Origin of the sequence: Kitasatospora sp. NPDC048722 (genome assembly GCF_040650235.1) — a bacterium.
Classification (GTDB): Bacteria; Actinomycetota; Actinomycetes; order Streptomycetales; family Streptomycetaceae; genus Kitasatospora.
Genome location: NZ_JBEZGX010000004.1, coordinates 156,745 through 182,854 on the forward strand (window position 1 = coordinate 156,745; position 26,110 = coordinate 182,854).

The following is a 26,110-nucleotide window of genomic DNA, read 5'->3' on the forward strand; positions in this document are numbered from 1 at the left end:
CGAAGCCGGGGCCGGGACGTCCACGGAATCCCTTCACCCCGGCACCGGGCCATTCGCGGGTCTGCGCGTTCCTGGCCGATCCGCGGGATCCCAGGACATCCGGCCTCCCGGTGTACAGGACCGCGCGAAGCGTCCCGGAAACGGGAACCGGCAGATCAACCGACTTCGGTCGCGGCTTCCCGGACCGCCTGGTCGATGTCCTTCGAGCTGACGTCGATTTCCTTGGCGACCTGCTTCTCGGCCTTCAGTCCGGCCTTGTGCACGGCTTGCGAGAGTGTGCTCTCGCCTACGATGACCAGAGCGGCCTGGCCGGCGTCGATGAGCTCCCCGAACTCCTTGACGTCCGCACGTGACATGCCGCGCCAAAGGTGACCGCTCACCCCGCCCACGGCCGCGCCGACGACTGCGGTGCCGATGATCGCTGGCGGGAACAGCAGACCGACGAGGGCGCCGGCGGCTGCGCCGCCCCACGCCCCGTGCCGAGTGGCAGTCTCGTCCTTGTTGACGTGCACCTTGCCGTAGTCGTCCTTGGTGACCACGGAGGCGTCGTAGGTGCCGACGGCACCGACCGCGTGGAGATCCTTGACGATGTCGTAGTCGGCCCGCGCCACAGCCTCGCTGGGGTAGGTGCCGATGTAGATGAACACTGCGTCGGGCTTCGCCACTCTTGTCCGTCCTGTCTGTCTTCACCGCATCTGGAGAGTCGCGGCGGGGGGTCCGAAGCCGCATCACGAAGCCCGTGGGCGGCAGCAGGTACCTGCTGCGGTCGGGGGCGTGCGGGCTTCGCCGGCAGTGCCAGGATGCGTGCCACCGGCCGATCTGGCACCTGGAGACCGGGGGAGCGGTGTTCCGTCGCCTGCCGAGCGTGCGGCGATCGCCGGAGAAGTTCGGGGAGCGAAGCCGCATCCGCGCGCCGGCAGCTCACCGGCCGTTACGGACGGGGATGCGGTCGGCAGAGGTTGATGGGGCGGGCCGGGGGATCCGTACCCCGCAAGGTGGCCTCGGGGAGCCGAAGCCGCGCGCATCCTGCATCGTGACCTGTATGGCGATTCACCGGTTGTCGTTGAGGTCCTGAGCTGATGGGCAGCGGGCAGCGGATGGTGCAGCTGGAATTCGATAACCTCCCCCGGCGGAAGCGGCGCAGGCTCCTGGCGCGCGCACTACTACGACCGCTGCTCACCGCCACAGGCCTGGTGACGGCCTACTACCTGATCCCGATGGACAAGCCCTACAGCGTCACAACGGTGGTCGCACTTGTCCTCGGCCTGCTCGCAGTGTCCGCCCTCCTTGCCTGGCAGACGCGCTCGGTCAGCCGTTCCCCTTACCCGAGGCTGCGGGCCGTCGCGGCACTCGCGACCATCCTCCCTTTGCTCATTCTGCTCTTCGCGACGAGCTATTTTCTCCTGGAGAGGAGCCAACCGGGATCCTTCACCGAGCCCCTGTCCCGCACGGATGCCGTGTACTTCACGGTCACGGTCTTCTCCACCGTGGGCTTCGGTGACATCGCCCCCAAGACGGGAGCTGCCAGAAGCACCGCGGTGCTGCAGATGCTCGCGGACGTGTTCTTGGTCGGCGTCGTGGCACACGTCATGCTGGAGGCCGTGCGCAGGGGCCTCGACCGGCGTGTGAAGTTCGAGGGGCAGCAGCAGAACGCCGGCCCGGCCCCACCGGACCGACCAAATGGGCCGGCGGGCGATGACCTAGGACCGGTCGGATGAGCATCGTGTCACCACCGCGCCGTCGTAGTGAGCTGAGCTGCGTGACGAGACCTTAGGAATGCCAGAGCCAAGGCATTCACACCGCGACCTGGTTCGCCCTGTTCGCCTTCTGTCTTCGCGCCGGACTCCGCCGCGGTCAGAATCGAGCCGCTGCGTCAGTGGATCGTCGACAACTCTTGACGTAGAGGCCGTGCCCGCCGGCGATGCCGCCGCAACGGGCCGGGCCTCCTGACCGAGGCAATCTCTCGGTCATCGCAGCGCCGCCGGTCCCGCACAGCGGGCTGGCGGCGGCGAATCAATCCCACCACGATGTTCTGGTCGTTCCGGCGCAGAGGGCCCAGATCACGAAGATGTCGATAGCGATCAGCACGATGGCCCAGAACGGGTAGTAGGGAAGCCACAGGAAGTTCGCGATCATCCCCAACCCGACGACGACGACACCGACGACCCGCGCCCAGACGGCACCACTGAAGAGGGCCACACCAGCCAAGACGATGATTATGCCAAGGATGAGGTGGATCCACCCCCAGCCGGTGGTGTTTATCCTGTAGGCATAGTTGCGGGTGACGACGATCAGGTCGTCCTTGGCAATGGCGGCGATCCCCTCGAATATCGCCATCGCGCCGCCGAAGATCATCAGAATTGCGGCGAAGAAGGTCCAGCCGGTTGCGAACGGCCTTCGGGAAGCCTGGGCATCCGTCGGCGTTCCGCTGACATTGCTGGCCATGTTCGGGCTCCTTCGAGAACAACCTCGTCGCCGAATCGGGCGACCTGCTCGGAGACTCCATATCCAGGCTGCCATGGCGGCAGCCAGGCAGCACCTCCGGCGCTGCCCAACGCTCTTTCTCGGCGGCAGGTCACCGTGGGCTCGACCCGCTTTGACGGACACTCCTGATCAGGGGCTTCGGCCCCGGAAGGATGATGTCCATCATGGAGAGCATGGGGAAGAAGAAGGCCGCGTCCTCGCCGCTCTTTCACACCGGAGTTCAAGACCGAGATCGTCGAGCTGTGCCGCCGCGGCGACCGCTCGGTCGGTCAGGCCGCCAAGGACTTCGACCTGACCGAGACCGCGGTGCGTGACTGGATCAGAGAGACTTCCGGCCCGACCCGACCGCCCTCGACGCGCGCTGGTGCGGCGACATCACCTACATCCCGACCGGCGAGGGCCGGCTCTACCTGGCCACCGTCATCGACATCGCCTCCCGCCGCGTCGTCGGCTGGGCCACCGCCGACCACCTGTGGACCGAGCTCGTCGCCGACGCCCTGCGAGTCGCCTGCCGCAGTCGACGTCCCGACAGTCCGGTGATCTTCCACTCGGACCGCGGCTGTCAGTGCACCAGCCATGAATTCACCGAACCGGCCCGCGAGTTCGGAGTCCGTCTGTCAGTCGGTCGCACCGGCCGGTGTTGGGACCATGCCCTCGCAGAGTCGTTCTTCGCCACGCTCAAGCGGGAACTGATCGGGGACCAGCCGCGGCCCAGCCGGGCGGCTGCCCGCTCGGCGATCTTCGAGTGGGTCGAGGGCCGGTACAACATACGCAGGCTGCACAGCAGCCTCGCTACCGCAGTCCCGCCGACTACGAGAACGCCCCTGGTGGCCTGACCACCACACCAACGGTGTCCGTCAAAGCGGAGCAAGCCCAGTTCGATCCGTAACACGCTCCGGCCGACCGCAGGCTCGGTGCCGCTGCGGGGCGTGCCCGGCAATCCGATCGTGACGTCCGGTGGTTGACTTCGGGGGCCTGGCCTCAGTGGTGGAAGCCGACGCGGTCCGCATCGTGAGGGCGGCCTTCAGTGAGGTGCTTGATCGCTCTGCGCATGTCGTCGGCGAGGAGCTCGATCTCGTCCCGGTCTACGCCGTGCCGGACCAGGACGCGCTGGATGACGGTCTCCTGGCGGTCCGGCGGCAGCGGGTACGAGGGCACCTGCCAGCCCCGCATCCGCAGCAGGTCGGAGAGGTCGTACAGGCTCCAGCCGGTCGACGCCGGGTCGGTCAGCGTGTACGAGACGGCAGGCAGCGCGCCGGCGCCGTCGTACAACAGGGTGAAGGGGCCCATCTCGGCGACCTGCCGGGCGAGGTGCTGCGCGGTGTCCGCGCAGGCCTGGTAGACCCGTCGGTACCCTTCGCGGCCCAGACGCAGGAACATGAAGTACTGGGTGACGACCTGCCCGCCGGGGCGGGAGAAGTTCAGGGCGAGGGTCGGCATGTCGCCGCCGAGGTAGTCGACGTGGAAGACCAGGTCGTCCGGCAGGGCGTCCCGGTCGCGCCACAGTGCCCAGCCGACGCCGAGCGGGGCCATGCCGTACTTGTGGCCGGAGGCGTTGATCGAGGCGACCCGCGGCAGCCGGAAGTCCCAGACCAGGTCGCGGTGGAGGAACGGCGCGATGAAGCCCCCCGACGCCGCGTCCACGTGCAGCGGCACGTCGAGGCCGCTCTCCGCCTGCATGCGGTCCAGCTCGGCCGCGATCTCCGCGACCGGCTCGTACGTGCAGGTGTACGTCACTCCGAGGATCGCGACCACGCCGATGGTGTTCTCGTCGACGTAGTCACGCAGTTGGTGCCGCTGCAGTCCGGTCGCGCCGGGTTCGACCGGCACCTGGCGCAGCTCCACGTCGAAGTACCGGGCGAACTTCTCCCAGCACACCTGGACCGGGCCGCACACCAGGTTCGGCCGCTCCGTGGACTGGCCCGCGGCCTTCCGGCGGTCCCGCCAGCGCCACTTCAGGGCGAGGCCGCAGAGCATCGCCGCCTCGCTGGAGCCGGTGGTGGAGCAGCCCACCGCGTTGCCACCCCCGTCGGCACGGGCGGGCGCGTGCCAGAGGTCGGCGAGGATGTTGACGCAGCGCGACTCGATCTCCGCGGTCTGCGGGTATTCGTCCTTGTCGACGATGTTCTTGTCCAGGCACAGGTCCATCAGCCTGCGGACCTCGTCGTCTGCCCAGGTCGTACAGAAGGTGGCCAGGTTCTGCGCAGCGTTGCCGTCCAACATCAACTCGTTGCGCAGCAGCTGGAAGACCACCGGCGCCGGGGCGGGGAACTCCGGCATGGTCCGCTTGGGCAGCGGGCGCTCGCTCAACGGCGAGGCGAAGATGTCGACGGCCGGGTCGGCCGCCGGTTCCTGAGCGTTGTGCAGAGCCACCAGTCACCTCACGTATGAGTTCTCAGATCCGAATCAGACGCTACGGACTCGGCCCGGGGCTCGCCATGAGGACATGCGCCATCCGGGCACGAACGGCGAGCCCTGATCCGGATACCGGAAACGGGTCATGCGGCTACAACGACCTGCTTGAGCCGGGCGTTTTTCCACCTCAGGGCGGCGGCCGGCGGCGGGCCGGTGACCGTGAAAGTGCTGGCCGCGATCGTCTTCGTGGCGACCTCGGACTGCACCTGGCGCCAGCTCCCGCCGGCTTTCGGAGCCTGCTGGCAGACGGTGTACCGGCGTTTCGCGAAGTGGAGCCGCGAGCGGGTCTGGGCCCGGCTGTACCGGGTCATCCTGGACGAATTCGGCGCCCAGGGTGAGCTGGACTGGTCGCGGTGTGCCATCCACTCGGTGAGCATCCGCGCCCTCAAAGGGGCCACCACGTCGTCCCGCAGCCGGGCTGCCTTGGGTCGGGTGCTGGTCCGCCCGTCGGCCCGTGGCGCCGCCAGCTGCCGGAGACGCGCTGCGCTCGGCGCCGGCCCGGCGCTCGGCGGAGGACACCTGAACGTGTGCCCCCGCCTCGCGCGACTCGGTGCCCCCGGACAAGCGCACGAGGGGGCTCCGCCGCCGGTAGAGGTCGCGAACGGATCATCCGAGGAGGACGAGTGCCCGACGGCGGAACCCCGCCGTCGGGCACTCGTGCCGGTCGCTCAGTCGCTCGGTCGCTCGGTGCCGGTCGCGGACGAGCTCCCCGGGCCCTGCCAGCCGGTGGCCGAGGGCCAGACGACGGAGACGTCGAGGACCCGTTCGACGAGGTCGGGGATCCACGGCTCGTCGGGCGCCGAGGTGAGGACGACGTGGAGCCGCTCGGGAGTCCCGCCCGCCACCTGTCCGATCTCCCGCACGCGGACGGCGCCGGCCCGCACGGCGTGGTACGAGGTGTGGCCGGCCGGAAGGACCTCGCAGACGATCGGACCCCGCTCTCCGGGCCGGACGACGTCGACGATCGACGAGTCCTGAGGCTTGTGGCCCGCCCCGAAGAGGGTCGCCATGAGCTGGTGGCGCACCGCCTCGTGCCGGAGGCACGTCCGGTCGGCCTCGGCCGCGGCCGCGAGCTCGGCCGTCAGGACGTCGGCCGGCGCGGCCGCGGCGGACACCTCGGAGGACTCCTCGCCCGTGAGCTTCGCCAGGGCGGCGACCGCCCGGTCCCGCCAGCCGCTGCTCTGGAGGACCTCGCCGATCCGCTCCAACTCGGCTGCGTCCACTGACCGTACGGCCTCCGGAAGGCTGCGGGAGAGGTCCCGCAGCACCGTCAGGTCGGCGGAGGACGGGGACCCCAGGAGTCGCCAGACGGAGAGCCAGTCGGCCTGGTCGCGGCGGAGGCAGCCGCCGACCAGGGCGTCGAGTTCCAGGAGACCGGTCTCGGACAGTTCGGCCGGACCGTCGTCACCGATGGCGGTCAGGACCGCCAGCGCGCTCCTGTAGCGCTCGGTCGAGCGCTCGGAGATCCCGTGGCGCCCGAAGTCGTTCGCCGACACGACGTACACGCCGGAGCGGCGTTGCACGACCCAGACGTCCAGTTCCTGCCCGGCCTCGGGCGCCCGGTCAGTGGGCCTCAGCTTCAGGAGGTACCGCCGCTGCCGGTCCTCCGGCACCGGGGTGACCCTCCAGTGGAGCTGGTCCCCGTGGGCGAGGGCGCGTACCCGCAGTTCGGTACCGGGTGTGAGTTCGTCCGCCGCTCCCAGGCCGGCGGCCGCCAGGATCTCCGTGTCCAACGGGGTGGGCCTGCGGACGAAGAGCACCGAACCGCCGTCCGGCGAGAGGTTCCAGGTGCGCGATGGACCGAGGACGAGGTGATTGCCCCGCGGCTGGGTCTCGATGTGGCCGCCGGACAGGTCCGCCGCCAGCGCGTTGCGGAGCCGGCTCAGGAAGGCGTCCGACTGATCCGACCGGTCCGAGGCGAGGTCGGCGTACGCGGTCCGGGCCTCGGCGCTCACCTGGATCTGCTCGACCGTCAGGGCGCGTACCGCAGCCGTGTCCTGGAGAGCCGGGCCGCGGTCGGCGGCGAGCCCGGAGACCCGGTACCGGGACGGGATCCCGGCCAGGTACTGCGCAGGACTCCGTTCGCCGTGCACGCTCCGGTAGCCGGTCAGCGCCGTCCCGTCGTGGCTCAGGACGAACCGGTAGCCGCTGAGGTCGACGAGGCGGTAGCCGTCCGTCTGCTGCGCCTGGCGCCCGTTGGTGAGGAACGTGGCGATCACGCCACGGATCTCGGCTTCGGCCTCCTGGTCGCTGCCGCCGTGCGCGGTCACGAAGGCCCGGACGGCGGCCCTGGTCACCCGGAGCCTGCCGAGGAACGCTTCCGACGCCTCCAACCCGGTCCCGAGGTCGGCGTCGGCGGGCACCCTGGGCAGGTTGCGAGGTGTCGGCCGCTCCGGCACCGAGCTCGTCCGGAAGCCGCCGCAGGAGCTGTCACGGCACCAGCCGTCGGCGTTCTGCGTGGGCAGCTCGCAGCGCTGCCCGTCCAGGTGGAAGCGTGAGCAGACGCGACCCTGCGCCGGGCCGGACGCAGGCTCCGGTGCGGGATCGTCCGGTCCGGCGGAGAACGACGGGCCGGCGGCGGGCAGCATGACCGCAGGCAGGGGTGAGGTGTGCAGCACCGTCAGCGTCTGGGTGCTCCGGGTCAGGGCCACGTACAGCTGCCGCGGGCCCTCGGCACCGCGGGCGGTGATGGTCGCGGGCTCCAGGACGAGGACGTGATCGAACTCCATGCCCTTCGCCTCGCCGGCGGTCAGGACGGTCACCGCCTCCCGGACCTCGTCGGTCATCGCCTCCGCGGCGTCGACCAGGAGCCGGACCTGCTGGAGCCAGTCCGAATCGTCGGGGACGACCAGGGCGATCGAGCGCTGGGTTCGACCGTCCGATCCGGCCAGCCGTGCCGCGTGCCCGACCGCCTCGGCGAGGAGCTGCCAAGGCGTCGTCTCCACGATCCGCACCGGCTCCCCGTCCGCCTCCTTCACCGCGGCCGGGAAGGGAACGGACGGGGCCACCGCCCGGGCGAGCGGAGCGACGAACTCCATGATCTGCGCCGGCACCCGGTAGCTGGTGGTGAGCTCCTCGAGGTGCCAGCCGCCCTCGCCCGCCAGGATCCGGCCGATCCGCTCCCAACTCGGGTAGTCGTGCGGTCCGGTGGCCTGCGCGAGGTCGCCGAGCACGGTCATCGACCCCCTCGGATTGCGCCGCCGTAGTGACCGGGCCTGCATGGGAGTCAGGTCCTGCGCCTCGTCCACGACGATGTGCGGGTAACGCTGCGGCATCTCACCCGAGATGAGGGTCCGTAGCTCTTCGAGGCACACCAGGTCGTCCAGGGTCCACGGCTCGTCCTCGGCACGCTCGGCGGCCGGGCGCGACAGCAGCGCCTGCTCGGCCGCGTCGAACACCTCGGCGGCGCACTCGGCCAGCCTGCCCGGCGAGTTCAGCAGGCTCCGCAGGGCCTCCTCGGGGCTGAGGGGAGGCCACGCCCGTTCGACGAGCGCGGCCACCTGGCGATGACGCTCGATGCTCTGCCGGACGGCCCGGTCACGAGCGCGCTGCGGGAAGCCCTGCCGCAGCGCGGCCAGCAGGAGGTCGACCAGCACGTCGCGGAAGCGGTCCCGGCGGGCCCGGTAGTGGCCCGGCCCGGTGCGGGCGGCCTCGAAGACGCGGCGGACCTCGGACGCCGGAACCCGCAGGGGCGCGCTGCCCAGGACGATGGTGAACATCGGCTCGCCGTGCTCGTCCGTGGGGGCGGTGACGGCGGCATCGACGGCGGCCGGTCGGCAGTTGCCCTCGACCCGGCGCCGCAGCACTTCGGCCATGCGCTCGTCCGACTTGATCCGGCGCACGGACGGGGCGTCCTCGGCTCGCAGGCTCCCCGTCCAGAGGAAGGGGAGCTCGACGGCGGTGACGTTGCGCGTGCCCAGGGTGGGCAGGACCCGGCCGACGTACTCCAGGAACCTCCGGTGCGGGCCGACCACGAGGATGTCCTGAGCCTGGAAGCGCTTGTTGTCGACGAGCCAGGTCACCCGGTGGAGGCCGACGGCCGACTTCCCGGTGCCCGGACCGCCCTGGACGACCAGGACACCCGTGGACGGGCCGGCCACCAGCGCCATCTGGTCGGGCTGGATCGTTTCGACGATGTCGCGCATGCGGCTGCGGCGGGCGCGGTCGAGGTCCCGGAGGAGCAGGTCGTCCACCGCCGGTTGCCGGGCCCCGGAGCCGGGGCCGAAGACGTCCCCGGGGGACGGCACACCCGCCCCCTCTCCGGTGGCGGCCGGGACCGGCGGGGCTATCTCGTCGCGGTAGTCCCGGACCGTCCGTTGGTCGCAGTCCAGACGTCGCCGCAACCGGACCTCACCCGGGGCGTCCGGCGTGGCCAGGCGCCACGCGGTGGCGAGCTCGTTCGTCCAGGAGATGACGACGGTGTCGCGGGTCTCGGCGTCGTGCACCGTCCGCCGCCCGACGTAGAAGACCTCCGGCTCGCCCGTCTCGTCCGACCGGGTGTCCACCCGCATCGTGACGAGGTTCTCGCCCTCCAGACGGAACACCTCCGCCCTGGCCGCGGACTCCGCCCGGGCCGCGATGCCGTCCTTCCCGCTGGCTGCCGCCTGGGCCGACGCGTCGCCGGACAGTTCGGCGAGCTTGGCTTCGTAACAGGCGTACGCGCGGTCGACCGCCCGCTGTTCGGTGGCGATGACGGCCGACCTCGATGACGTGCTCATGTGCTTCCCCTCCCGCGGGCGCCGCACTGCGCGGCCGCCCGCCTACAGCCGCCACTTGCGTACCAGAGCGTGCGCGTACGTCGGGTGCGGAATGCCACATTCGTTGCGGAAGCGTAGGGTTCCGGCCGCGCGGGAGATGCCTTGGGCGGGACGTCGGCGTGCTGCTCGTCCTTCGTCTCCGGTGCGCAGAACCGATGTGCATGAGCCTGCCCGTCGACTCAGCTGGAAGACTGCGGCACCAGGGGCCTCCTGTCGCTCGGTTGGATTCGACACCCACGAGCTGTGCGGGAGGCCCCACTTCCGTGCTCGGCCAGTCTGAAGATCACCTGACCGAGTCGACGACCTCGAACTCACGTGCACCGGGATCGACAGAGCAACGCCCGGTCAGAAGAACACTCCGCATCGCAGCATCACGTTGGCGTACGGCCGGGCTTCCCCGGTCCGCACCACCAAGCGCACCCCCGCGCTCAGCTCCTTCAGCGTTTCGTGCGGCACGTACTCCAGGTTGGCGAAGGAGCGGGTCAGCAACCCATCCGCGGCGGGGTTCGCCTCCCGTACCTCCTGCGCCGCGAGCGCCCCCTCGATCACCAACTCGTCGAGGAGCCCGGCCAGTACGTCCTCGAACGACGGAATCCCCGCCCGGAAAGCGAGGTCGACCACCCGGGGCCCGTCCGGAACCGGCAGCCCCGCGTCACACACGAGCACCCGGTCGCCGTGCCCCAACTCGGCGATGGCTCCGGCGAGATGGCGATTCAGAATCCCGCCCTTCTTCACAGCGCCTCGACCTCCTCGGCGGTGGGGAACGACTCCTGGGCCCCCCGCCGCGTCACGGCGACGGCGCCCACCCGAGCGGCGTACGCGGCTGCCTCCACGAGCGAGGCCCCCGCACCCAACTTCCAGGCCAGTGCGGCCGTGAAGGAATCACCGGCACCCGTCGTGTCGACGGCGTCGACCTTCACCGACGCGACCCGCACGACCTTCCGCTCGGCGGACGCGACCAACGCACCGCCCGAACCGAGAGTCACCACGACCGATTTGGGCCCGCTCGCGAGCAACTCCCTTACCCAGTCGGCGGGATCGTCGCCGATGGTCCCGCTTCCCAGGATCACCCGGGCCTCGTGCTCGTTGACGATCAGCGGGTCGCAGGCCGCCAGGACCTCGACCGGCAGCGCCTGCGGCGGCGAGGGGTTCAACACGAACCTCGTGCCGGCCGGCAGTTGCCGCACGACCTCCACGACCGACTCCAACGGGATCTCCAACTGCGCCGAGACCACCCGCGAGGCGTGGAACAGGGGCCCGGCGGCCCGGACGTCCTCCGGCGTGAGCCGCCCGTTCGCGCCGGGCGACACCACGATGCTGTTGTCCCCCGACGGGTCGACGGTGATCAGCGCGACGCCGGTCGGGGCCCCGCCCACCAGGACGCCCTGCGTGTCGACCCCCGCGTTCTGCTGTGACTCCAGCAGCAGCCGCCCGTTCGCATCGTCCCCGACCCGCGCGAGCAGCGCTGTGCGCGCCCCGAGCCGCGCGGCGGCGACCGCCTGGTTGGCCCCCTTGCCGCCGGGATGGACGGCGAGGTCCGACCCGAGCACCGTCTCCCCGGCCCCGGGCCTGCGCTCGACACCGATCACGAGATCGACGTTGGCCGACCCGACGACCAGCACGTCGTAGTCGTACATGAAACTCCCCAATCAGGAAATCCGAAACAGGGCAGCCGGAGCCCCGCTTCCGCGGGCACCCCGGCCACCCCTCTTCTTCCGTCTCAGCCGCTGAACCCGGCCACGGTCTCCTTCGTGACCACCTTCACCGGCACCTTGACGGTCTCCTCGACCTTCTCTCCCTTGATCGCCTTGACCGCGTTGTCCACGGCGATCTTCCCGAGCTGCGACGGTTGCTGGGCCACGGACGCGTACAGCGTCCCCTGCTCGACCGCCTTCAGTCCGTCAGGCGTTCCGTCGAAGCCGACGACCTGCACGGATTCGCCGGCCCTGGACCCGAGCGCCTTCACCGCGCCGAGCGCCATCTCGTCGTTCGCGGCGATGACACCCTGGACGTCCGGGTGCGCCTGGAGCAGGTTCGACATGACGTCGAGCCCCTTGGTCCGGTCGAAGTCGGCCGGCTGCTGGGCGACGACCTCGATCCCCGGGTACGCCTCGAGTCCCTTGGCGAAGCCCTCGGCCCGCTCGCGCGCGGCGGAGGTACCGGCAAGCCCCTGGAGGATCACGATCTTCCCGCTGCCACCGAGCTTCTCGGCGACGGTCTTCGCCGCCTGCTCACCGCCGGCGACGTTGTCGGAGGCGACCAGCGCGTTCACGTCGGCGTTGTTGACTCCGCGGTCGACGGCGATGACCGGGATCCTCGCCCTGCCCGCGGCTGCCACGGGGTTGCTCGCCGCGTCGGAGTCCACCGGATTGACGACGATCGCCCCGAGCTTCGAACTGGTGAAGTTCTGCAGCTGGTTGGCCTGCTGCGAGGCGTCGTTCTGCGCGTCGGTGACCGTCAGGTCCACCCCCAGCCGCTTCGCCTCGGCCTGCGCACCCGACCGGATCTGCACGAAGAACGGGTTGTTGAGCGTGGAGAGCGAGAGGCCGATCTTCTGGGTGCCGGACTTCGCGTCGTTGTGCAGGAACGACGTCGCACCCACGATCGCCACCGCTACGACGGCCGCGAGCCCGTACGTGGCGACCTGCTTGCCCCTTCCGCCGCCGGGCGACCCGACCACCGTGGGAGCGGCCCCGGCCTTGCGCCGCACCGTGTCGAGCAGCACCGCCAGCGCGATGACGACACCGATGACGACCTGCTGCCAGAACGCGGAGACGTTCAGCAGGTTCAGCCCGTTGCGCAGCACCGCGAGGATGAGCGCGCCGATCAGCGTCCCCGACGCCTTGCCCGTACCCCCGGCGAGGGAGGCACCGCCGATGACGACGGAGGCGATGGCGTCCAGCTCGTACCCGGTGGCGGCCTGCGGCTGCGCGGAGGAGAGCCGGGAGGCCAGGACGACACCGGCGACCGCGGCGAACACACCGGACAGCGCGTAGATCGCGAGCTTCTGCCGGGGCACCCGCAGACCCGAGAGCCGGGCCGCTTCCTCGTTGCCGCCGATGGCGTACATCGAGCGGCCGATGTACGTACGGCCGAGGACGAACGCCGCGATGAGTCCCATGGCCGCCATGACGAGCACCGGCACCGGCAGCCACCCGCCGAGCGTGTCACCCAGGTGGGAGATCGAGCCCGGGAACGCGATCGGCGATCCGTCCGAGATCACCAGTGCCAGACCACGCCCCACCGACAGCATCGCGAGCGTCGCGATGAACGGCGGCAGCTTGCCGTACGAGATCAGGAAGCCGTTCACCAGGCCGGCGGCCACACCCGTCGCCAGCGCCAGCAGCACCGCGACGACCACCGGCACGCCGTGCGCCGTGGCGCTCCACGCCAGCACGGTCGCCGACAGCGCGGCCACCGAGCCGACCGACAGATCGATGCCCGCCGAGACGATCACGAAGGTGACGCCGAAGGCGAGGACGGCGGTCACGGCCGCCTGGACGCCGACGTTGAGCAGGTTGTCGGTGGTGAGGAAGTCGCCCGACAGCGCCGACATGGCGACGATGAGGAAGATCAGCGCGGTCAGCGCGCCGTTGTCGAGCAGCAGACGGCGCAACGCCGCGGCGCCACCGGCGCCCGTACCGCTCGTGAGCGTTTCAGCGGCCACGGGGGGCCTCCAGTTCGGTAGTGGGATTGCTCACGGCCAGCGACATGACCGCGTCCTGCGTGGCCTCGTCGGCGGACAACTCGCCCGCGATCCGGCCCTGGGCCATCACCAGCACCCGGTCGCTCATCCCGAGCACCTCGGGCAGATCGCTGGAGATCATGAGTACGGCGGCCCCGGCCGCCGTCAGTTCGTTGATGAGCTGGTAGATCTCGACCTTGGCGCCGACGTCGATGCCGCGGGTGGGCTCGTCGAGGATCAGTACCTTGGTGTCGGCCAGGAGCCACTTGCCGATGACGACCTTCTGCTGGTTGCCGCCGGACAGCGTGCGCACCCGCTGACCGAGCCCGGCCATCCGTACGCCGAGCTGCCCGGCGATCCGCGCGGCGGCGTGGTGCTGACCCCTGAGGTCGACGATTCCGGCCCTGGTGGCGGACTTGAGGGTGACGAGTCCGAGGTTCTCCTCGACCGACTGGTCGAGCACGAGCCCCTGACCCTTGCGGTCCTCGGGCACCAGCCCGATTCCCGCGGTCATGGCGGCGCCGATGTCGTGCCCCTTCAGTGGAGCCCCGCAGACGCGGACCGCACCGCGGTCGTACGGGTCGGCCCCGAAGACGGCCCGGACCACCTCGGTACGACCCGCCCCGACCAGCCCCGCGACGCCGACGACCTCGCCGGCCCGCACCTCGAAGCTGACGTCGTGGAAGACCCCGTCCCGGGACAGTCCCTCCACGGACAGCAGCGCGGTGCCCGTGACAGCCCGCTCGCGCGGGTACTGCTGCTCGATGGACCGGCCCACCATCAGCCGTACGAGCTCCTCCTCCGGCGTGGAGGCGGGCACCTGTCCGACCGACTTGCCGTCCCGGATGACCGTGACCCGGTCCCCGAGGGCGGCGATCTCCTCCAGGTGGTGCGTGATGAAGACGATCCCGACGCCGTCCTCGCGCAGCTTGCGCACGATCACGAACAGCTTCTCGACCTCCTCGGAGGTCAGCACGGCCGTCGGCTCGTCCATGATCAGAACCCGCGCGTCCAGGCTCAGCGCCTTCGCGATCTCGACCATCTGCAGGCGCGCGATGCCGAGTTCGCGCACCCGCGCGCGGGGCGACACGCTGACCCCGACGCGCTCCAGGAGTTCCGAGGCGCCCGCCTCCATCTTCTTCCGGTCGATCATCCCGAACCGGCGCGGCTGGCGCCCCAGGAAGATGTTCTCGGCGACCGTCAGATCGGGGACGAGGTTGAACTCCTGGTAGATGGTGGCGATCCCGAGTCGCTCGGAGTCCTGCGCACCGTGGATGCGGACCTCCTCGCCACCGACCAGGATGCGGCCCTCGTCGGGTGTGTGGGCACCGGAGAGCATCTTGATCAGGGTGCTCTTCCCCGCGCCGTTCTCACCGAGCAGCACATGGACCTCGCCCCGCCGCAGGTCGAAGTCGACGCGGTCCAGCGCGACCACCCCGGGGAAGGCCTTCCGTACGGCCTCGATGCGCAGCAACTCGTCCGCGTTGCTCACGACTGGCTCCTGTTCGTTGCGGGGTTCTCGCCGCACGAGCGGCGAACGACGAGACGGGCGGGGAGCGTCACGGATCGCGGCGCCCGCCCCTCGATGCGGTCCACGAGCGCGCGCACGGCGGCCCGGCCCAGCTCGCCCGTGGGCTGGGCGATCGCGGTGATCGGCGGGTCCGTGTGCACGAACCAGCGGATGTCGTCGAAGGCGGCGAGCGCGATGTCGTCCGGCACCCGCAGACCACGGGCGCGTACGGCGTCCAGGGCACCCAGCGCCATCAGGTTGTCCGCCGCGAACACGACCTGCGGGGGCTCGGCGAGGTCGAGGAACCGCTCGGTCGCCCGCCGACCGCTGGCGGCCTGGAAGTCACCCTGGCCGATGTACTGGTCCGGCAGGTCGAGGCCGCACTCCTCCAGCGCCTCGCGGAACGCCTCGACACGCTCCTGCCCGGTCGTGGTGGCCGCCGGCCCGGCGATGATCGCCAGCCGCCGGTGCCCCAGCCGATACAGGTGCACGACGAGATCCCGTACGGCACCCCGCCCGTCCGCCCGCACCACCGGCACGTCGACGCCGGGGATCCACCGGTCCACGAACACCATCGGTGTCCCGGCCCGGGCGGCGTCCAGCATGAGCGGGGACCCGCCGTCGGTGGGCGAGACCAGCAGCCCGTCGATGCGGCGGTCCAGAAGCGTCCGTACGTGGTGGTCCTGCAGTTCCGGCCGCTCGTCGGCGTTCCCGATGATCACGCTGTACCCCAGCGCCCGCGCCTCTTCCTCCACGGAGCGTGCGAGCTCGGTGAAGTACGGATTCAGCACGTCGCTGATCACGAGGCCCAGGGTGTGGGTCTGATCGGTACGCAGCGACCGCGCCACGGCGTTGGGCCGGTACCCGAGCGACGCAACGGCGGCGAGGACCCGCGCCCGCGCGTCCTCGCTCACCGAAGGGTGCTCATTCAGGACACGCGAGACAGTGGCGACGGACACGCCTGCCTCGGCGGCGACGTCCTTGATGCTCGTCACAGCCGTCCCACCTCCTCGTGGAATCGATTACATCAACGCGTTCCCATGATTGGAATCGATTACATGCCCGCAGGGCAAGCCTTGAGCCGGTGGCTGAAACCTGATCGTGATGAACGCCGCACCGATGTCTTCGCCGTCGGCGTGCGGGAGCCGCTCGGTGTGAGGGACGCGGAAAACGGGGCAGGCGCGGGGGCATGGTGAGAATCGGATACACGATGATGACCGAGCAGCGCGGCCCGAGTGACCTGGTCGCGGACGTCGTGCGTGCCGAGCGGGCGGGCTTCGACTTCTCGGTGATCTCGGACCACTACTTCCCCTGGCTCGACGAGCAGGGCCATGCGCCCTACGCGTGGGCGGTGCTCGCCGCCGCCGCGCAGGCGACCTCCCGGATCCCGTTGATGACCTACGTGACCTGTCCGACGTTCCGCTACCACCCTGTGGTGGTGGCGCAGAAGGCCGCGACGCTGCAGTTGCTGTCCCAGGGCCGCTTCCGGCTCGGCCTGGGCAGCGGCGAGAACCTCAACGAGCACGTCGTCGGCCGGGGCTGGCCCGCGGTGGCGGTGCGCCAGGCGATGCTCGACGAGGCGGTGCAGATCATCCGTGCGCTGTTCGACGGCGGGTACGTGACCCGGCACGGCCGGTACTTCGACGTCGACGGTGCCCGGCTGTGGGACCTGCCCGACCGGCCGCCGCCGATCGGGGTCGCGGTGTCCGGGCGGGACTCCTGCGAACTGGCGGGCCGGCTGGCCGACCTCGTGGTCGCCGTCGAGCCGGACCCGGAACTGATCGCCCGTTTCGCGGAGCACGGTGGCGCCGGTAAACCTGCGGTGGGCCAGCTGCCGGTCTGCTGGGACCCCGACCGGGCCGCCGCCGTACGACGGGCCCACGAGCAGTTCCGCTGGTTCGGCGGCGGCTGGAAGGTCAACGCCGACCTGCCCGGGACGGGCGGCTTCGCCGCAGCGAGCCGCTTCGTCCGCCCCGACGACGTCGCCCGGGCCATCCCCTGCGGCGACCGGGTCGAGGACTTCGTCGAGGCGGTGCGGCCGTTCGTCGACGCGGGATTCGGCGAGATCGCCCTCGTCCAGGTCGGCGGCGACAGCCAGCCGGCCTTCCTCGACTGGGCCCAGGACACCGTGCTGCCGGCGCTACGCGCGGCGTTCTGAACCCGGCCGGCCCGGCCCGGCCCGGCCCGGCGTCCGGTGGCGGTCGCCACCGGACGGGGTGGTTCACCCGATTGCCCGGCACCGGCCGGGCGGGCCCCTGCCGACGAGCTGTCCGGCTGCCCGGCCGAGCGGCGGGTGGCGGCGAGTCGTCGTAGGTTGCGGGCATGACCAGTGACGAGACGACGATCCCGGCGGTGGGGGTCCGTGTGCTGGACGAGGTCTTCGACGCGATCGAGACCGCCAACCGGCGCCCGCAGCCCTGGACCGGATTCGACCACGGGGTCCTGGCGGCCTACCGGTGGGCCGCCGGCGCCCAGATCGCGGCACCGGTCACCGCCGCTGCCGCGCTCGGGACCACCGGGCCGTGCCGGGCGCAGCTGCTGGCCGAATGCCAGGCCGCCGCGGTGCGCCTGCGCGACGCGCTGGAGGAACGTACGGACGCCGGGTACGCCCTGGGCACCTACCAGGCGCTGGCCTGGCTGTGCGGCCACCACGAGGACCGTCCCTGACCGGTCACGACGACCAGCGCCCCCACCGCGTCACCCGAGGTGACGGCCCGGGCTCGGCCTGAACGGCTCGCTCCGGTGGACGGACTGCCGTTCCACCGCGACGTGTCGGCGGCACTCTCCACGCCGGGTCCTGGGTGGGCCGCTGCGAGAACCGCCTGGAACGCGGGGAGGATTCGTTGACGGAGAACGACGGAGCACCGGGCCGGAACGAGACGCCCGAGGAACGGGCCGACCGCCTCTGGAACGAGATGCTCCAGGAAGTCCGCGTGTGCCAGACCGGCGCGCAGATCCTCTTCGGATTCCTCATCGGCGTGGCCTTCACCCCGCGCTTCGTCGCCCTGCCCGACTTCGACAAGAACCTCTACGTCGCCACGGTCATCCTCGGCGCCGTCGCCACCGGCGCACTGATCGCACCCGTGGCCTTCCACCGCTTCCTCACCGGCCACGGCATGAAACCCGAACTCATCCACGTCGCCAGCCGCCTCATCGCCACCGGACTCACCACCCTGGCCCTGACCATCGCCGCCGCCCTGCTGCTCCTGCTGCGCACCGCCACCGGCAACCCGGCCGCCGCATGGGGCCTCAGCACCGCCTGCCTGCTCTGGTTCACCGCCACATGGCTCGTCCTGCCCCGCGTGGTGCTGCGCCGCACCGCCGCCCGCCAGGCGGCCGCGCGCGAGCACGGCGACACCGGCGGCGGAGGCGGGCCCCTGCGATGACGGCCCGGCGGTCTGGCCCGCGCACCGCTTCGGCCGGCTGACTTCCCGGCGTCGGCCGGGGCTCGCCCGGGCGAAGCGGCATCGCCGCGCCGCGCGTCCGGGGCAGCCGGGCGGCCGCTACGGCAGCGGGGTGCCACCGGTGGCGTTGAGGATCTCGCCGGTGATGTAGGACGCTGCGGGGGAGGCGAGGAACACGTAGGCGGGGGCCATCTCGGCGGGCTGGGCCGGGCGGCCGATCGGTGACTGCTCGCCGAAGTGGGCGACCTTCTCCTCGTCCATGGTCGCGGGGATCAGCGGTGTCCACACGGGCCCGGGGGCCACCGCGTTGACCCTGATTCCGTCGGGCGCGAGCTGTTGGGCGAGGCCGTGGGTGAACGCGACGACCGCGGCCTTCGTCATCGCGTAGTCCAGCAGGTGGGGGCTGGGCTGGTACGCCTGGACCGAGGCGCTGTTGATCACCGACGCGCCCGGGTTCAGATGCGGCAGGGCGGCCTTGGTCAGCCAGAACATCCCGTACAGGTTGGTGCGCATCACCCGGTCGAACTGGTCGGTGCTGATCGCGGTGAGCCCGTCGGGCTGGGACATCTGGTAGGCGGCGTTGTTGACGAGAATGTCCAGGCCGCCGAGCCGGGTGATGCACCGCCCGGGCAGGCCGGCGCAGAAGTCCTCGTCCCGCAGGTCGCCCGGCACGGCCAGGGCACGCCGGCCGGCCTGCTCGACCAGGCCGCTGGTGATCCCGGCGTCGGCCTGTTCCTCGGGAAGGTGGCAGAACGCGACGTCCGCGCCTTCACGGGCGAACGCGAGGGCGACGGCCCGTCCGATCCCGGAGTCCGCGCCGGTGATCAGCGCGACCTTGCCCGTCAGGAGGCCCGAGCCCAGGTAGGAGGTCTCGCCGTGGTCCGGCTGGGGCCGCATCCGCTCCCCGCTGCCGGGATGCGGCTGGCTCTGTTCGGGCAGCGGCGGGCGCGGGTACTGCTGGGCCGGGTTCCGAGGGGCGTCCTGGTCGCTCTTCACCACCGCGGTCCTCCTCGTCAGTAGCGGCGTGGCGCTGGCGGCGCACGATGGTGCCGACCACGCGTGCCGAGTCTGCCCGTCCAGGCCTTCCGCCGTCGTGTGCACCGCGGGCGGGGGTGGTCGGCTCACCCGGTCGGCGGCCGGCGCGGGCCCGCGCGCGAGCGGATCCGCGCCCCGGTGGCGTTTCCCCTGCCTCTGGTTCCCGCCCGGCCGGCGGTATCAGGCCAGTTCCGCGCCCTCCACGTTCAGCCGCTCCACGAGCTGGCTCCGGTGCAGGGCGGCGACGGATTCGAGGAGGTCGGGATGGCGCAGCAGGGCGGCGGCCTCGGCGTCGTGGGTGCCGGGGTCGGTGAGGCGTCGCAGGGCGCCGACCCCGGTGTGGTGCTCGGTCCCGGCGAGTGCGTGGTGGGCGTGCGCGGCGAGGGTGGGGTCGGCGAGCAGGCAGGCGGCCCAGCTGACGACGGTCTCGTCGACCCAGGTCCGCCAGGCGGTGTCGTCGGGCCGGGCGTCACTGCCGGTGAGCCAGTCGAGGCGGTCGGCTCCGCCGGGGCCGAGCAGGCCCAGGAGCTGGACGTCCATGGTGGTGGGGTAGCGCAGGGCGGCGGCGAGGGAGACGGCCTGCCGGGCCTGCGTCTCGGCGAGGGCGCGGCTGAAGGCACCGGCGGGGGGCGGGTAGGCGTTCAGGAGCCAGCGGGTGCAGGCGGCTATGACGGGGGTCAGGTCGGGCACGGCGATCGGTCCCTCGGGAAGGTGCTCGCCGGTGTCCGGTGTTCGGTGGTGCGAGCCGTCGGGTGCGGAGCCGCGCTGCCCCGCTCGTGGCCGACCAGTGTAGGCGGCCGGCCCGCCCGACCGGCATGACCCGCGTCACGCCGCTGATCGGGTGCCGGGGCCGGACCCGGCCGTGCGCGGTCCGGCCCCAGGGCTGTGAGCCGGGGTTCAGGACTTTCCGCGGCCGGTGGCGAAGTCGCGGGCCCGGTCGACCAGGCCGACACCGGGGGCGAGCAGCTTGCTGGCCGTCGGGGTGTCGGGTGCGGCGGGGTGCGGGCGGGTCGGCGCCATGGACTTGGCCCGGCGGATCTTGTCACCGAGGTCGTTCAACTGCTCCGGGGTACAGGCTCGGCGCAGCATCGGGAAGAGGTTGTTCTCCTCGTCCTGGACGTGGTCGGCGACCTCGTTCATGAGCTGCTGCAGCACCGTGTTCATCTGCGCGTCGCCGGTGTCCATCTGCTCCAGCCGCTTGAGGAGCTCCTCGACCCTGCCGTGGTCGGCGATCTCCTTGTCCGCGAGGCGGTCGCCGCCCTGGATGTGCTCGCGCACCGCCGGGTAGAGGTACTGCTCCTCGGCGACGGAGTGGCGCACCAGCTCGATGGTGACCTCGTCGACCGCGTCGCGCAGTTGCTGTCCGCCGCCGGTCATGGCCTGGATCCGGGCGAACATCCCTTCCACCTCCCGGTGGTCGGTCATCAGTTCGTCGATCGCGTTTCCGCCGTGTCCCATGACACGTCCTTTCACTGGGTCGCTTCGGGCCGGGGCCGTCCCGCCCGTCGGGAAGTGATCCCCCGAACAAGCCGGCGGCGGGAGCACGGCGAAGGCACCTCACCCGATCGGAGCGGCGTTCATGGCGCCGTGTCGCTCCGGCGGCGCACGCTCGACACCCGGATCGCGGTGCTTGGCAGCGTCGGTGTGCCGTGACCGAGCCGACGAACACCTCGCTCGGGCCGGGAGTGTCGGAAAGGACCAGGGCCAGCAGGTCAGCGGTCAGGGAATCCGCCGCCACCGTGCTCCCGGCCCGCCCGAAGTGCCGTGCGGAGCTCGCGCACCACCCGTCCTCGGCCCGGCTCGCCCCACCGGTCCGGGCCGCTCACAACACGCTGCCCGGACCGGTGCCCGGCCCCGGTCCGGGCCGGTGCGCAAGCACCGCGGCGCTGACCGCGTGATGCCAGCCGTTCAGGGTGCGGGCCTGCTCGGCGGCCCGCTCGGCCAGGCGGTCCAGCTCCACCCGGTCCAGGCGCTCATCGGTGTCGGCGATGGCCCGCAGCGCCCGCCACAGCGCGGCCTTGCCCTCGACGCCGGTGCGCAGCATCTCCAGCTCGATCAGATCGCTGAGCGGAGAGCGGTGCACGACGGTCCCGTTGGGCTTGAGGCGGCTGAGGCGCTCACCGGCGAGGCCGAGCCAGGTCCGGTAGCGCTGCACGGGCACGCCGAGCCGGTTCATGATCCTCACCAGAGCGTCACGGTCGTGCTCGATGTCGCGGGCCAGCCGCCGCAGGTCATCCGCGCGGGGGCCGCCGGGGTGAGTACGGGCCATGCGATCGGCAAGTGCAGCGCCTCCGAAGGCGCCGGTCAGGTGATCGTTCAGATAGACGTGCAGGGGCTCGGTCAGGTGCTGGGGTGACACTTCGGCTCCTCCCGATGAGACCGGTCACGTCGCCGCCGAACTGGTGACGGCGGCGGCTCCGGGCCGGTGGCGGCAGCGGAACGGTCCGGCCACTTCATCCTGCCGCGCACTGCGGGCAGCCGCTCGCTGCAGGGCGGCCGCGTCCGGCGCAGCCACCCGGTCCGCTCCTCGTGGGAGCCGAGGATCCCCGGGGCAGCAGCGCGGTGGTGGTGTCCGGAGGGCGGCGGCCGGGACGGCGGGACGCCGCTTTCGCATCGCTGTCAGGACCGGACGGCGGCCGGTGCATCACCCCTGGCGGGTGACGCCGATGCCGGCCCCGAACGGTCGCAGGGCATCTGTCTTCGTCCGCCGGTATGGGGCCCCGCACCCGGGCCGGGCCGCTCTGGGGGGTGGGCGCGCTCAGGTGGTCGCCTGTCGGTTCTCGTCGCGGTTGCGGTGACTGGTGTCGCAGAACGGGTAGCGGCGACTGCGGCGGCAGGTGCACAGCGCGATCACCGGGCGGTCGGCCCGGATGCTCCGGCCGTCGGGGAGCACGATCTCCACCGGGCCGTCGACCAGCACCGGACCGCTGCCGGTGAGCCGCAGCCGGGGGACGGGCCGTTCGTCACGGTCGGACACCGCGCACCACCACCAACGTCTCCGTCCGCTCGCCGGGGGCGATGAGCCCGCGTTCTTCGAACCAGCCGGCCCGTTCCGACATGACCGGCCCGAACGGCTGGGTCGCGGTCGCCACCACGCCGGCCCGCAGCCCGGCCCGGTGCAGGGCGACGACGGTGGAGGCCGGGTCCGCCAGGGAGGACTGCACGATCAGGAGGACACCACCGGTGGTCAGCAGCCGAGGCGCCTGCCGGCAGATCCGGTCGAGCAGCAGTCGCCCGGTCGGTCCGGCGTCCCAGGCCCGCGCGACGCCGTGCCGTGGTGGCCGGTCGAGGGCCGAGGGCACGTAGGGCGGGTTGGAGACGATGAACTCGAAGCTGTGGCGGGCGACCGGAGAGGTCAGGTCGCCGTGTCGGAGCGTGAGGTGCAGGCGGTGCAGCCGGGCGTTCGCCCAGGCGGTGGCCAGGGCGAGCCGGGACAGATCCACACCGGTCACCTCCGCGCCGAGTTCTGCCGCGGCCAGCGCGACGGCGCCGCTGCCGGTGCCGAGGTCGAGCAGCCTGGATCCGGGGTCCGGTTGCTCACGGCGCAGTGCCTCGATGAGGAGGGAGGTGTCGCCCTGGGTGGGATACACACCAGGAGGTCGGAGAAGAAGCATGGTGTGGCGGGTGCCCACTTCGGCCGCTTTGATCCATGGGACTCAGGAATTCGCCCCCGGGGCGGGAATTCCTGTCACGGGCCCGCGAAGGGAGCTTCGGCCGTGACGCCAGCAGCCGAGCACATGGGCGCCGAACCGCTCCTCCACGGTGGTGGTGGCGGCCATGCCGAAGGCGATGTCCGGGCCGAGCGACGGCTCGCCCTCGACCAGCGGCACGATGACCGTACGGCGTACGAGCTGCTCGTGGACGGCGTCGGCCAGTACGTGTTCGCGGTAGAACAAGGTGCCCGCGGAAGAAGCACCCAGGCGCTCCAGCGCTGCGGCGAGGCGGGCCGCGCCGGGCGGCGAGGTGATCTCCACCGCCGCGAACTGGCCGACCAGCGCGCCGCGCAGCGAGCGGTGCAGGCCGAACAGCGACATCAGGTTGACCACCGCCAGGGCCGGAGCGGGGACGGCGTCGAGATAGCGTCCGTAGCCCGGGTCCAGACCGAAGTCCGCCATCATCTCGGCGAACAGTTGCGCGTGGGCCCGGTCGGGGCGGCCGGCGCCGTACTCGTCGTACTGCACCGTGACCAGCGCGGCCTTGGCCGGGTTCGGCAGACGCGGCACCACCCACATCTGCGGGTCCGCCTCCTTCAGGTGGTAGAGCGAGCGGTGCGCCAGGTACTCGCACACCTGCCAGCGCTCCCCGTGGTCGAGCAGGTGGTGGGACGGGCCGGTGCCGCCCGCGTCGTCGGCCAGCAGGCCGGCCAGGGCCCGGGCCAACGGCGGCGGGTCGCCGGCTTCCTGCCGCACGGCGGCGAGGAACGCGTGCTCCAGCGCGGACCGCACGGTCAGCAGTGAGGGATGCCACTCCCATTCGGGGTCGACCTCGGCGAAGCCCTGGTAGTGCAGTTCGTAGCAGGTGTAGAGGGCCAGTTGCAGGTCCTCGCCCCAGGGGTCGCCGAGCGGTGGCCGCGCGATCCGGGCGGCCGGGTCGGGGGCGGCGCACAGAGCGTGGAGGAGCGCGGCGCTGACCGGTCCGCGTGGGCGCGGCAAGGCCGGCGCCGGGCGGGTGGCGGTGGTGCGGCTGGGCAGGGTCACGGCCGCTCCCGGGGTGCCTGGTGCAGTTCCAGGGCGCAGCACTTCGGGCCGCCCCCGGCCTTCAGCAGCTCGGGCAGCCGCACGCCGATGGGGACGAACCCCTCCGCGTGCAGCCGTGCCGCGAGACCGTGGGCGGCCTCGGTCAGCAGGACGTGGCGGCCGTCGCTGATCGCGTTCAGCCCGAGCACGGCGGCATCCTGGTCGGTGGCCAGGATCGCCCGGGGGAAGAGCGCGTGCAGGGTGCGGTTGCTCTCGGGGGTGAAGGCCGCCGGGTAGTACATGACCTGGTCCTCGCTCAGTACGGCCAGCGCCGTGTCCAGGTGGTAGTAGCGCGGGTCGGTCAGCCGCAGGCTGACGACCCGTCGGCCCAACGCCGCTTCCGCCTCGCGGTGGGCGGCCGCGCTGGTGCGCGGCCCCGAGCCGGCCAGGACCCGGCCGCCGACCGGCAGGAAGTCGCCCTGGCCTTCGTTCGGCAGCTGAGCGGCCATCGGCCGGTATCCCGCCCGGCGGAACCAGGTCCGGTGGGCCGCCGCCTCCGGCGCCCGTTCGGGGTGACGGAACCTGGCGACCAGGACCCGGCCGTCCACCACCGAGGCCCCGTTGGCGGCGAACACCATGTCGGGCAGGCGTGGCCGGGGCGGAAGCGTCTCGACCTGGTGCCCCAGCTCGCGCAGCGTGTCGCGGAGCGTCTGCCACTGCCGCAGAGCCGCGCCGGTGTCCACCGGGCCGCTGGGGTCCATCCAGGGGTTGATCGCGTACTCGACCGCGAAGTAGGTCGGTGGGCACAACAGGTAGCTCCGGCGAACCGCGTCACGGCACGGGACTGCGGTGGTGGTGGTCATCGGCTCCTCCTGGGCTGTCCGGGGTGAGGCCGGGGCCGCCGGGCAGTCCGGCGACAGGGTCTGGTCACGGCGTCGGTCCGGCACACTGGCGCAGGACCCGGGATCTCCACGCTCACCTCCGCTCTCGTCACGGTCACACCCGCGGCTACCCGGCGCGCGGGCCCCTAGACGCGGCGAGGGCGGACAATCGGCCGACCGCGCGGGTGAGCCTCCTGCTCGCCGTCAACGCCGACCTCGGAGGTGCGGCCGCGCACACATGAACGCCCCCGGCCGGCCGCGCCCGCGCCGTCGTGGCGTCCGTCCGCCCGTCCGGGCCGTCGCCGCCGTTCTCGTGAGGAGCAGGGTGTTCAGAAGCAGCAACAGGCCTCACCGGAGCACGAATGCGAAATGCGGAGCACTCCGCACCCCCCTGGTGTCGTCCGCGGGGTTTGTCACCGTGGTCCGGTCGGGCAGGGCGCCGCCGCGCGGGGGATCGCCCTGCCCGACTACCGATCCGCCGCGGTGGGGGAACGGGTCCTGTGCTGATCGGTCAGCCCGTCAGCCCCGATCGGGCGGAGCGGACTCGTGGGCGGGCTCGGTGACTTGGTACTCCGGACCGTCCTGCGGCCCCTTCTCCTCCTCGTGCTCGGGCGGTGGTCCGCCCTCGCCGGTCAACCGCGCCTCCGGTGTCTCGACCGGGAGCGTCGGGTCCACCGGTGCGTGCTCCTTCCGGTCGCTCATCCTGCTCACCTCCTCGCAGATCCCCCAAAGGCCTGGCGGGGGACATCAGGCCTGGAACAGCCGCCGCGGCCGCCGGCCCCGGTTCAGTGCTTGCCCGCGTCCTTGATCTTCTCGGCGGCCTGCTTCAGGTCGCCCTTCGCCTGCTCGGCCCTGCCCTTGGCCTCCATCGAGCGGTCACCCGTGGACCGTCCGGCGGTCTCCTTGACCTTGCCGCGGGCCTTCTCGGCCACGTTGCGCATCTTGTCGGAGGTACCCATGGCGTGTGCTCCTTTCGCCGGTGGGGCGGGGCCCGCCCCTGCGCGGCGCCTGCCCGGGAAGCGCGGTTCCATGCGCCGTCGCCCGGATGTGGGCGGGTTTGGGGCGAGGGGGTCGGTACGGTGGTACGGATGCGAGGGTGTCGGGGCCGTCATCGTGGCCCTGGCGACCGTCCGGGCGCCGATCTCCTTCGCCCGGTTCCCCGCTCTCCCCGCGGTCGAGGACGTCTCCTCGGTGTGCTCCTGCCGGCTCTCGCGCTTGCGACCGGATCCTCGCGGAGTGGCCGTCGCTCCGCTCGGTGCGGAG

General features: G+C 71.9%; 24 protein-coding genes and 2 pseudogenes. 7 read left to right on the forward strand and 19 right to left on the reverse strand.

Annotated elements, in window-relative coordinates:
• Window positions 1–155 precede the first annotated feature (155 nt).
• Window positions 156–665 carry a DUF1269 domain-containing protein gene (locus AB0C76_RS05385; protein ID WP_359960028.1) on the reverse strand — a complete coding sequence of 170 codons (510 nt, stop codon included), beginning with the start codon at window positions 663–665 and terminating at the stop codon, window positions 156–158.
• Window positions 666–1,079: 414 nt separating this feature from the next.
• Between AB0C76_RS05385 and AB0C76_RS05390 the strand changes: the two genes are divergently transcribed.
• Window positions 1,080–1,718 (forward strand): potassium channel family protein, encoded by a 639-nt coding sequence (locus tag AB0C76_RS05390; RefSeq protein WP_359960030.1) that lies wholly within the window; start codon window positions 1,080–1,082, stop codon window positions 1,716–1,718.
• Between the two features lie 295 nt (window positions 1,719–2,013).
• On the opposite strand, the gene AB0C76_RS05395 is transcribed toward AB0C76_RS05390, so the two are convergent.
• Window positions 2,014–2,445, reverse strand: a complete 432-nt coding sequence (locus AB0C76_RS05395) for a hypothetical protein (RefSeq protein ID WP_359960033.1) — start codon at window positions 2,443–2,445, stop codon at window positions 2,014–2,016.
• A 243-nt stretch (window positions 2,446–2,688) separates the two neighbouring features.
• Here AB0C76_RS05395 and AB0C76_RS05400 point away from each other — a divergent pair.
• Window positions 2,689–2,829: pseudogene (locus tag AB0C76_RS05400) on the forward strand (transposase); the annotation flags it as partial.
• On the forward strand, window positions 2,799–3,320 hold the full coding sequence (locus AB0C76_RS05405) for an IS3 family transposase (RefSeq protein WP_359960298.1): 522 nt from the start codon (window positions 2,799–2,801) through the stop codon (window positions 3,318–3,320). The pseudogene AB0C76_RS05400 and the gene AB0C76_RS05405, both read left to right, overlap by 31 nt.
• A 145-nt stretch (window positions 3,321–3,465) precedes the next feature.
• Here AB0C76_RS05405 and AB0C76_RS05410 read toward each other — a convergent pair whose 3' ends face one another.
• The gene (locus tag AB0C76_RS05410; protein WP_359960301.1) at window positions 3,466–4,851 is read right to left on the reverse strand and encodes a glutamate decarboxylase; all 1,386 of its coding nucleotides are present in this window, start codon (window positions 4,849–4,851) and stop codon (window positions 3,466–3,468) included.
• A gap of 173 nt (window positions 4,852–5,024) precedes the next feature.
• Between AB0C76_RS05410 and AB0C76_RS05415 the strand changes: the two are divergent.
• Window positions 5,025–5,292, forward strand: a pseudogene (locus AB0C76_RS05415) (transposase); the annotation flags it as partial.
• A 275-nt stretch (window positions 5,293–5,567) separates the two neighbouring features.
• On the opposite strand, the gene AB0C76_RS05420 reads toward AB0C76_RS05415, so the two are convergent.
• From AB0C76_RS05420 to AB0C76_RS05445, 6 genes are all read right to left on the reverse strand, one after another.
• Window positions 5,568–9,617, reverse strand: a complete 4,050-nt coding sequence (locus AB0C76_RS05420; protein ID WP_359960036.1) for an AAA family ATPase — start codon at window positions 9,615–9,617, stop codon at window positions 5,568–5,570.
• A gap of 384 nt (window positions 9,618–10,001) precedes the next feature.
• Window positions 10,002–10,391, reverse strand: a complete 390-nt coding sequence (gene rbsD, locus AB0C76_RS05425) for a D-ribose pyranase (RefSeq protein ID WP_359960039.1) — start codon at window positions 10,389–10,391, stop codon at window positions 10,002–10,004.
• The gene (locus AB0C76_RS05430) at window positions 10,388–11,293 is read right to left on the reverse strand and encodes a ribokinase (protein ID WP_359960042.1); all 906 of its coding nucleotides are present in this window, start codon (window positions 11,291–11,293) and stop codon (window positions 10,388–10,390) included. Before AB0C76_RS05430 ends, rbsD begins: the two co-directional genes overlap by 4 nt.
• A gap of 83 nt (window positions 11,294–11,376) precedes the next feature.
• Window positions 11,377–13,323: a substrate-binding domain-containing protein gene (locus AB0C76_RS05435; protein WP_359960045.1), complete on the reverse strand. Its 1,947-nt coding sequence runs from the start codon at window positions 13,321–13,323 to the stop codon at window positions 11,377–11,379.
• Entirely contained in the window at window positions 13,313–14,833 is a 1,521-nt protein-coding gene (locus AB0C76_RS05440) for a sugar ABC transporter ATP-binding protein (RefSeq protein ID WP_359960048.1), read from the reverse strand. The genes AB0C76_RS05435 and AB0C76_RS05440 overlap by 11 nt, the downstream gene beginning before the upstream one ends.
• Window positions 14,830–15,846 carry a LacI family DNA-binding transcriptional regulator gene (locus tag AB0C76_RS05445; RefSeq protein WP_359960051.1) on the reverse strand — a complete coding sequence of 339 codons (1,017 nt, stop codon included), beginning with the start codon at window positions 15,844–15,846 and terminating at the stop codon, window positions 14,830–14,832. Before AB0C76_RS05445 ends, AB0C76_RS05440 begins: the two co-directional genes overlap by 4 nt.
• A 194-nt stretch (window positions 15,847–16,040) precedes the next feature.
• On the opposite strand from AB0C76_RS05445, the gene AB0C76_RS05450 reads away from it, so the two are divergent.
• The 3 genes from AB0C76_RS05450 to AB0C76_RS05460 all read left to right on the forward strand — a co-directional run bounded on the left by AB0C76_RS05450 (window position 16,041) and on the right by AB0C76_RS05460 (window position 18,237).
• Entirely contained in the window at window positions 16,041–17,009 is a 969-nt protein-coding gene (locus AB0C76_RS05450) for a TIGR03557 family F420-dependent LLM class oxidoreductase (protein ID WP_359960054.1), read from the forward strand.
• A 164-nt stretch (window positions 17,010–17,173) separates the two neighbouring features.
• A complete protein-coding gene (locus AB0C76_RS05455; protein ID WP_359960057.1) occupies window positions 17,174–17,518 on the forward strand; it encodes a hypothetical protein in 345 nt (114 codons plus the stop codon).
• A 176-nt stretch (window positions 17,519–17,694) separates the two neighbouring features.
• Window positions 17,695–18,237 carry a DUF6328 family protein gene (locus tag AB0C76_RS05460; RefSeq protein WP_359960060.1) on the forward strand — a complete coding sequence of 181 codons (543 nt, stop codon included), beginning with the start codon at window positions 17,695–17,697 and terminating at the stop codon, window positions 18,235–18,237.
• A gap of 117 nt (window positions 18,238–18,354) precedes the next feature.
• Here AB0C76_RS05460 and AB0C76_RS05465 read toward each other — a convergent pair whose 3' ends face one another.
• The 10 genes from AB0C76_RS05465 to AB0C76_RS05510 all read right to left on the reverse strand — a co-directional run bounded on the left by AB0C76_RS05465 (window position 18,355) and on the right by AB0C76_RS05510 (window position 25,806).
• Entirely contained in the window at window positions 18,355–19,254 is a 900-nt protein-coding gene (locus tag AB0C76_RS05465; protein WP_359960062.1) for an SDR family oxidoreductase, read from the reverse strand.
• A 216-nt stretch (window positions 19,255–19,470) separates the two neighbouring features.
• A complete protein-coding gene (locus tag AB0C76_RS05470) occupies window positions 19,471–19,980 on the reverse strand; it encodes a hypothetical protein (protein ID WP_359960065.1) in 510 nt (169 codons plus the stop codon).
• A gap of 207 nt (window positions 19,981–20,187) precedes the next feature.
• Window positions 20,188–20,748: a hemerythrin domain-containing protein gene (locus tag AB0C76_RS05475; protein ID WP_359960067.1), complete on the reverse strand. Its 561-nt coding sequence runs from the start codon at window positions 20,746–20,748 to the stop codon at window positions 20,188–20,190.
• 364 nt (window positions 20,749–21,112) lie between these two features.
• Window positions 21,113–21,649 carry a hypothetical protein gene (locus AB0C76_RS05480; protein WP_359960069.1) on the reverse strand — a complete coding sequence of 179 codons (537 nt, stop codon included), beginning with the start codon at window positions 21,647–21,649 and terminating at the stop codon, window positions 21,113–21,115.
• Window positions 21,650–22,048: 399 nt separating this feature from the next.
• Window positions 22,049–22,267: a CDGSH iron-sulfur domain-containing protein gene (locus tag AB0C76_RS05485; RefSeq protein ID WP_359960072.1), complete on the reverse strand. Its 219-nt coding sequence runs from the start codon at window positions 22,265–22,267 to the stop codon at window positions 22,049–22,051.
• On the reverse strand, window positions 22,254–22,880 hold the full coding sequence (locus AB0C76_RS05490) for a HemK2/MTQ2 family protein methyltransferase (RefSeq protein ID WP_359960075.1): 627 nt from the start codon (window positions 22,878–22,880) through the stop codon (window positions 22,254–22,256). Before AB0C76_RS05490 ends, AB0C76_RS05485 begins: the two co-directional genes overlap by 14 nt.
• Before the next feature lie 66 nt (window positions 22,881–22,946).
• A complete protein-coding gene (locus AB0C76_RS05495; protein WP_359960078.1) occupies window positions 22,947–23,987 on the reverse strand; it encodes an iron-containing redox enzyme family protein in 1,041 nt (346 codons plus the stop codon).
• Window positions 23,984–24,829 (reverse strand): dimethylargininase, encoded by an 846-nt coding sequence (gene ddaH / locus AB0C76_RS05500; RefSeq protein WP_359960080.1) that lies wholly within the window; start codon window positions 24,827–24,829, stop codon window positions 23,984–23,986. The genes AB0C76_RS05495 and ddaH overlap by 4 nt, the downstream gene beginning before the upstream one ends.
• Window positions 24,830–25,366: 537 nt before the next feature.
• Window positions 25,367–25,549: a hypothetical protein gene (locus AB0C76_RS05505; RefSeq protein ID WP_359960083.1), complete on the reverse strand. Its 183-nt coding sequence runs from the start codon at window positions 25,547–25,549 to the stop codon at window positions 25,367–25,369.
• 83 nt (window positions 25,550–25,632) lie between these two features.
• Window positions 25,633–25,806 carry a CsbD family protein gene (locus AB0C76_RS05510; protein ID WP_359960085.1) on the reverse strand — a complete coding sequence of 58 codons (174 nt, stop codon included), beginning with the start codon at window positions 25,804–25,806 and terminating at the stop codon, window positions 25,633–25,635.
• Window positions 25,807–26,110 lie beyond the last annotated feature (304 nt).

Excerpts from the sequence above, each read along its gene's own strand:
- AB0C76_RS05390 (WP_359960030.1), top strand. The coding sequence starts at position 1,080 with ATGGGCAGCGGGCAGCGGATGGTGCAGCTGGAATTCGATAACCTCCCC.
- AB0C76_RS05395 (WP_359960033.1), bottom strand. The coding sequence starts at position 2,445 with ATGGCCAGCAATGTCAGCGGAACGCCGACGGATGCCCAGGCTTCCCGA.
- AB0C76_RS05420 (WP_359960036.1), bottom strand. The coding sequence starts at position 9,617 with ATGAGCACGTCATCGAGGTCGGCCGTCATCGCCACCGAACAGCGGGCG.
- AB0C76_RS05430 (WP_359960042.1), bottom strand. The coding sequence starts at position 11,293 with ATGTACGACTACGACGTGCTGGTCGTCGGGTCGGCCAACGTCGATCTC.
- AB0C76_RS05450 (WP_359960054.1), top strand. The coding sequence starts at position 16,041 with ATGGTGAGAATCGGATACACGATGATGACCGAGCAGCGCGGCCCGAGT.
- AB0C76_RS05455 (WP_359960057.1), top strand. The coding sequence starts at position 17,174 with ATGACCAGTGACGAGACGACGATCCCGGCGGTGGGGGTCCGTGTGCTG.
- AB0C76_RS05475 (WP_359960067.1), bottom strand. The coding sequence starts at position 20,748 with ATGGGACACGGCGGAAACGCGATCGACGAACTGATGACCGACCACCGG.
- ddaH (WP_359960080.1), bottom strand. The coding sequence starts at position 24,829 with ATGACCACCACCACCGCAGTCCCGTGCCGTGACGCGGTTCGCCGGAGC.
- AB0C76_RS05505 (WP_359960083.1), bottom strand. The coding sequence starts at position 25,549 with ATGAGCGACCGGAAGGAGCACGCACCGGTGGACCCGACGCTCCCGGTC.
- AB0C76_RS05510 (WP_359960085.1), bottom strand. The coding sequence starts at position 25,806 with ATGGGTACCTCCGACAAGATGCGCAACGTGGCCGAGAAGGCCCGCGGC.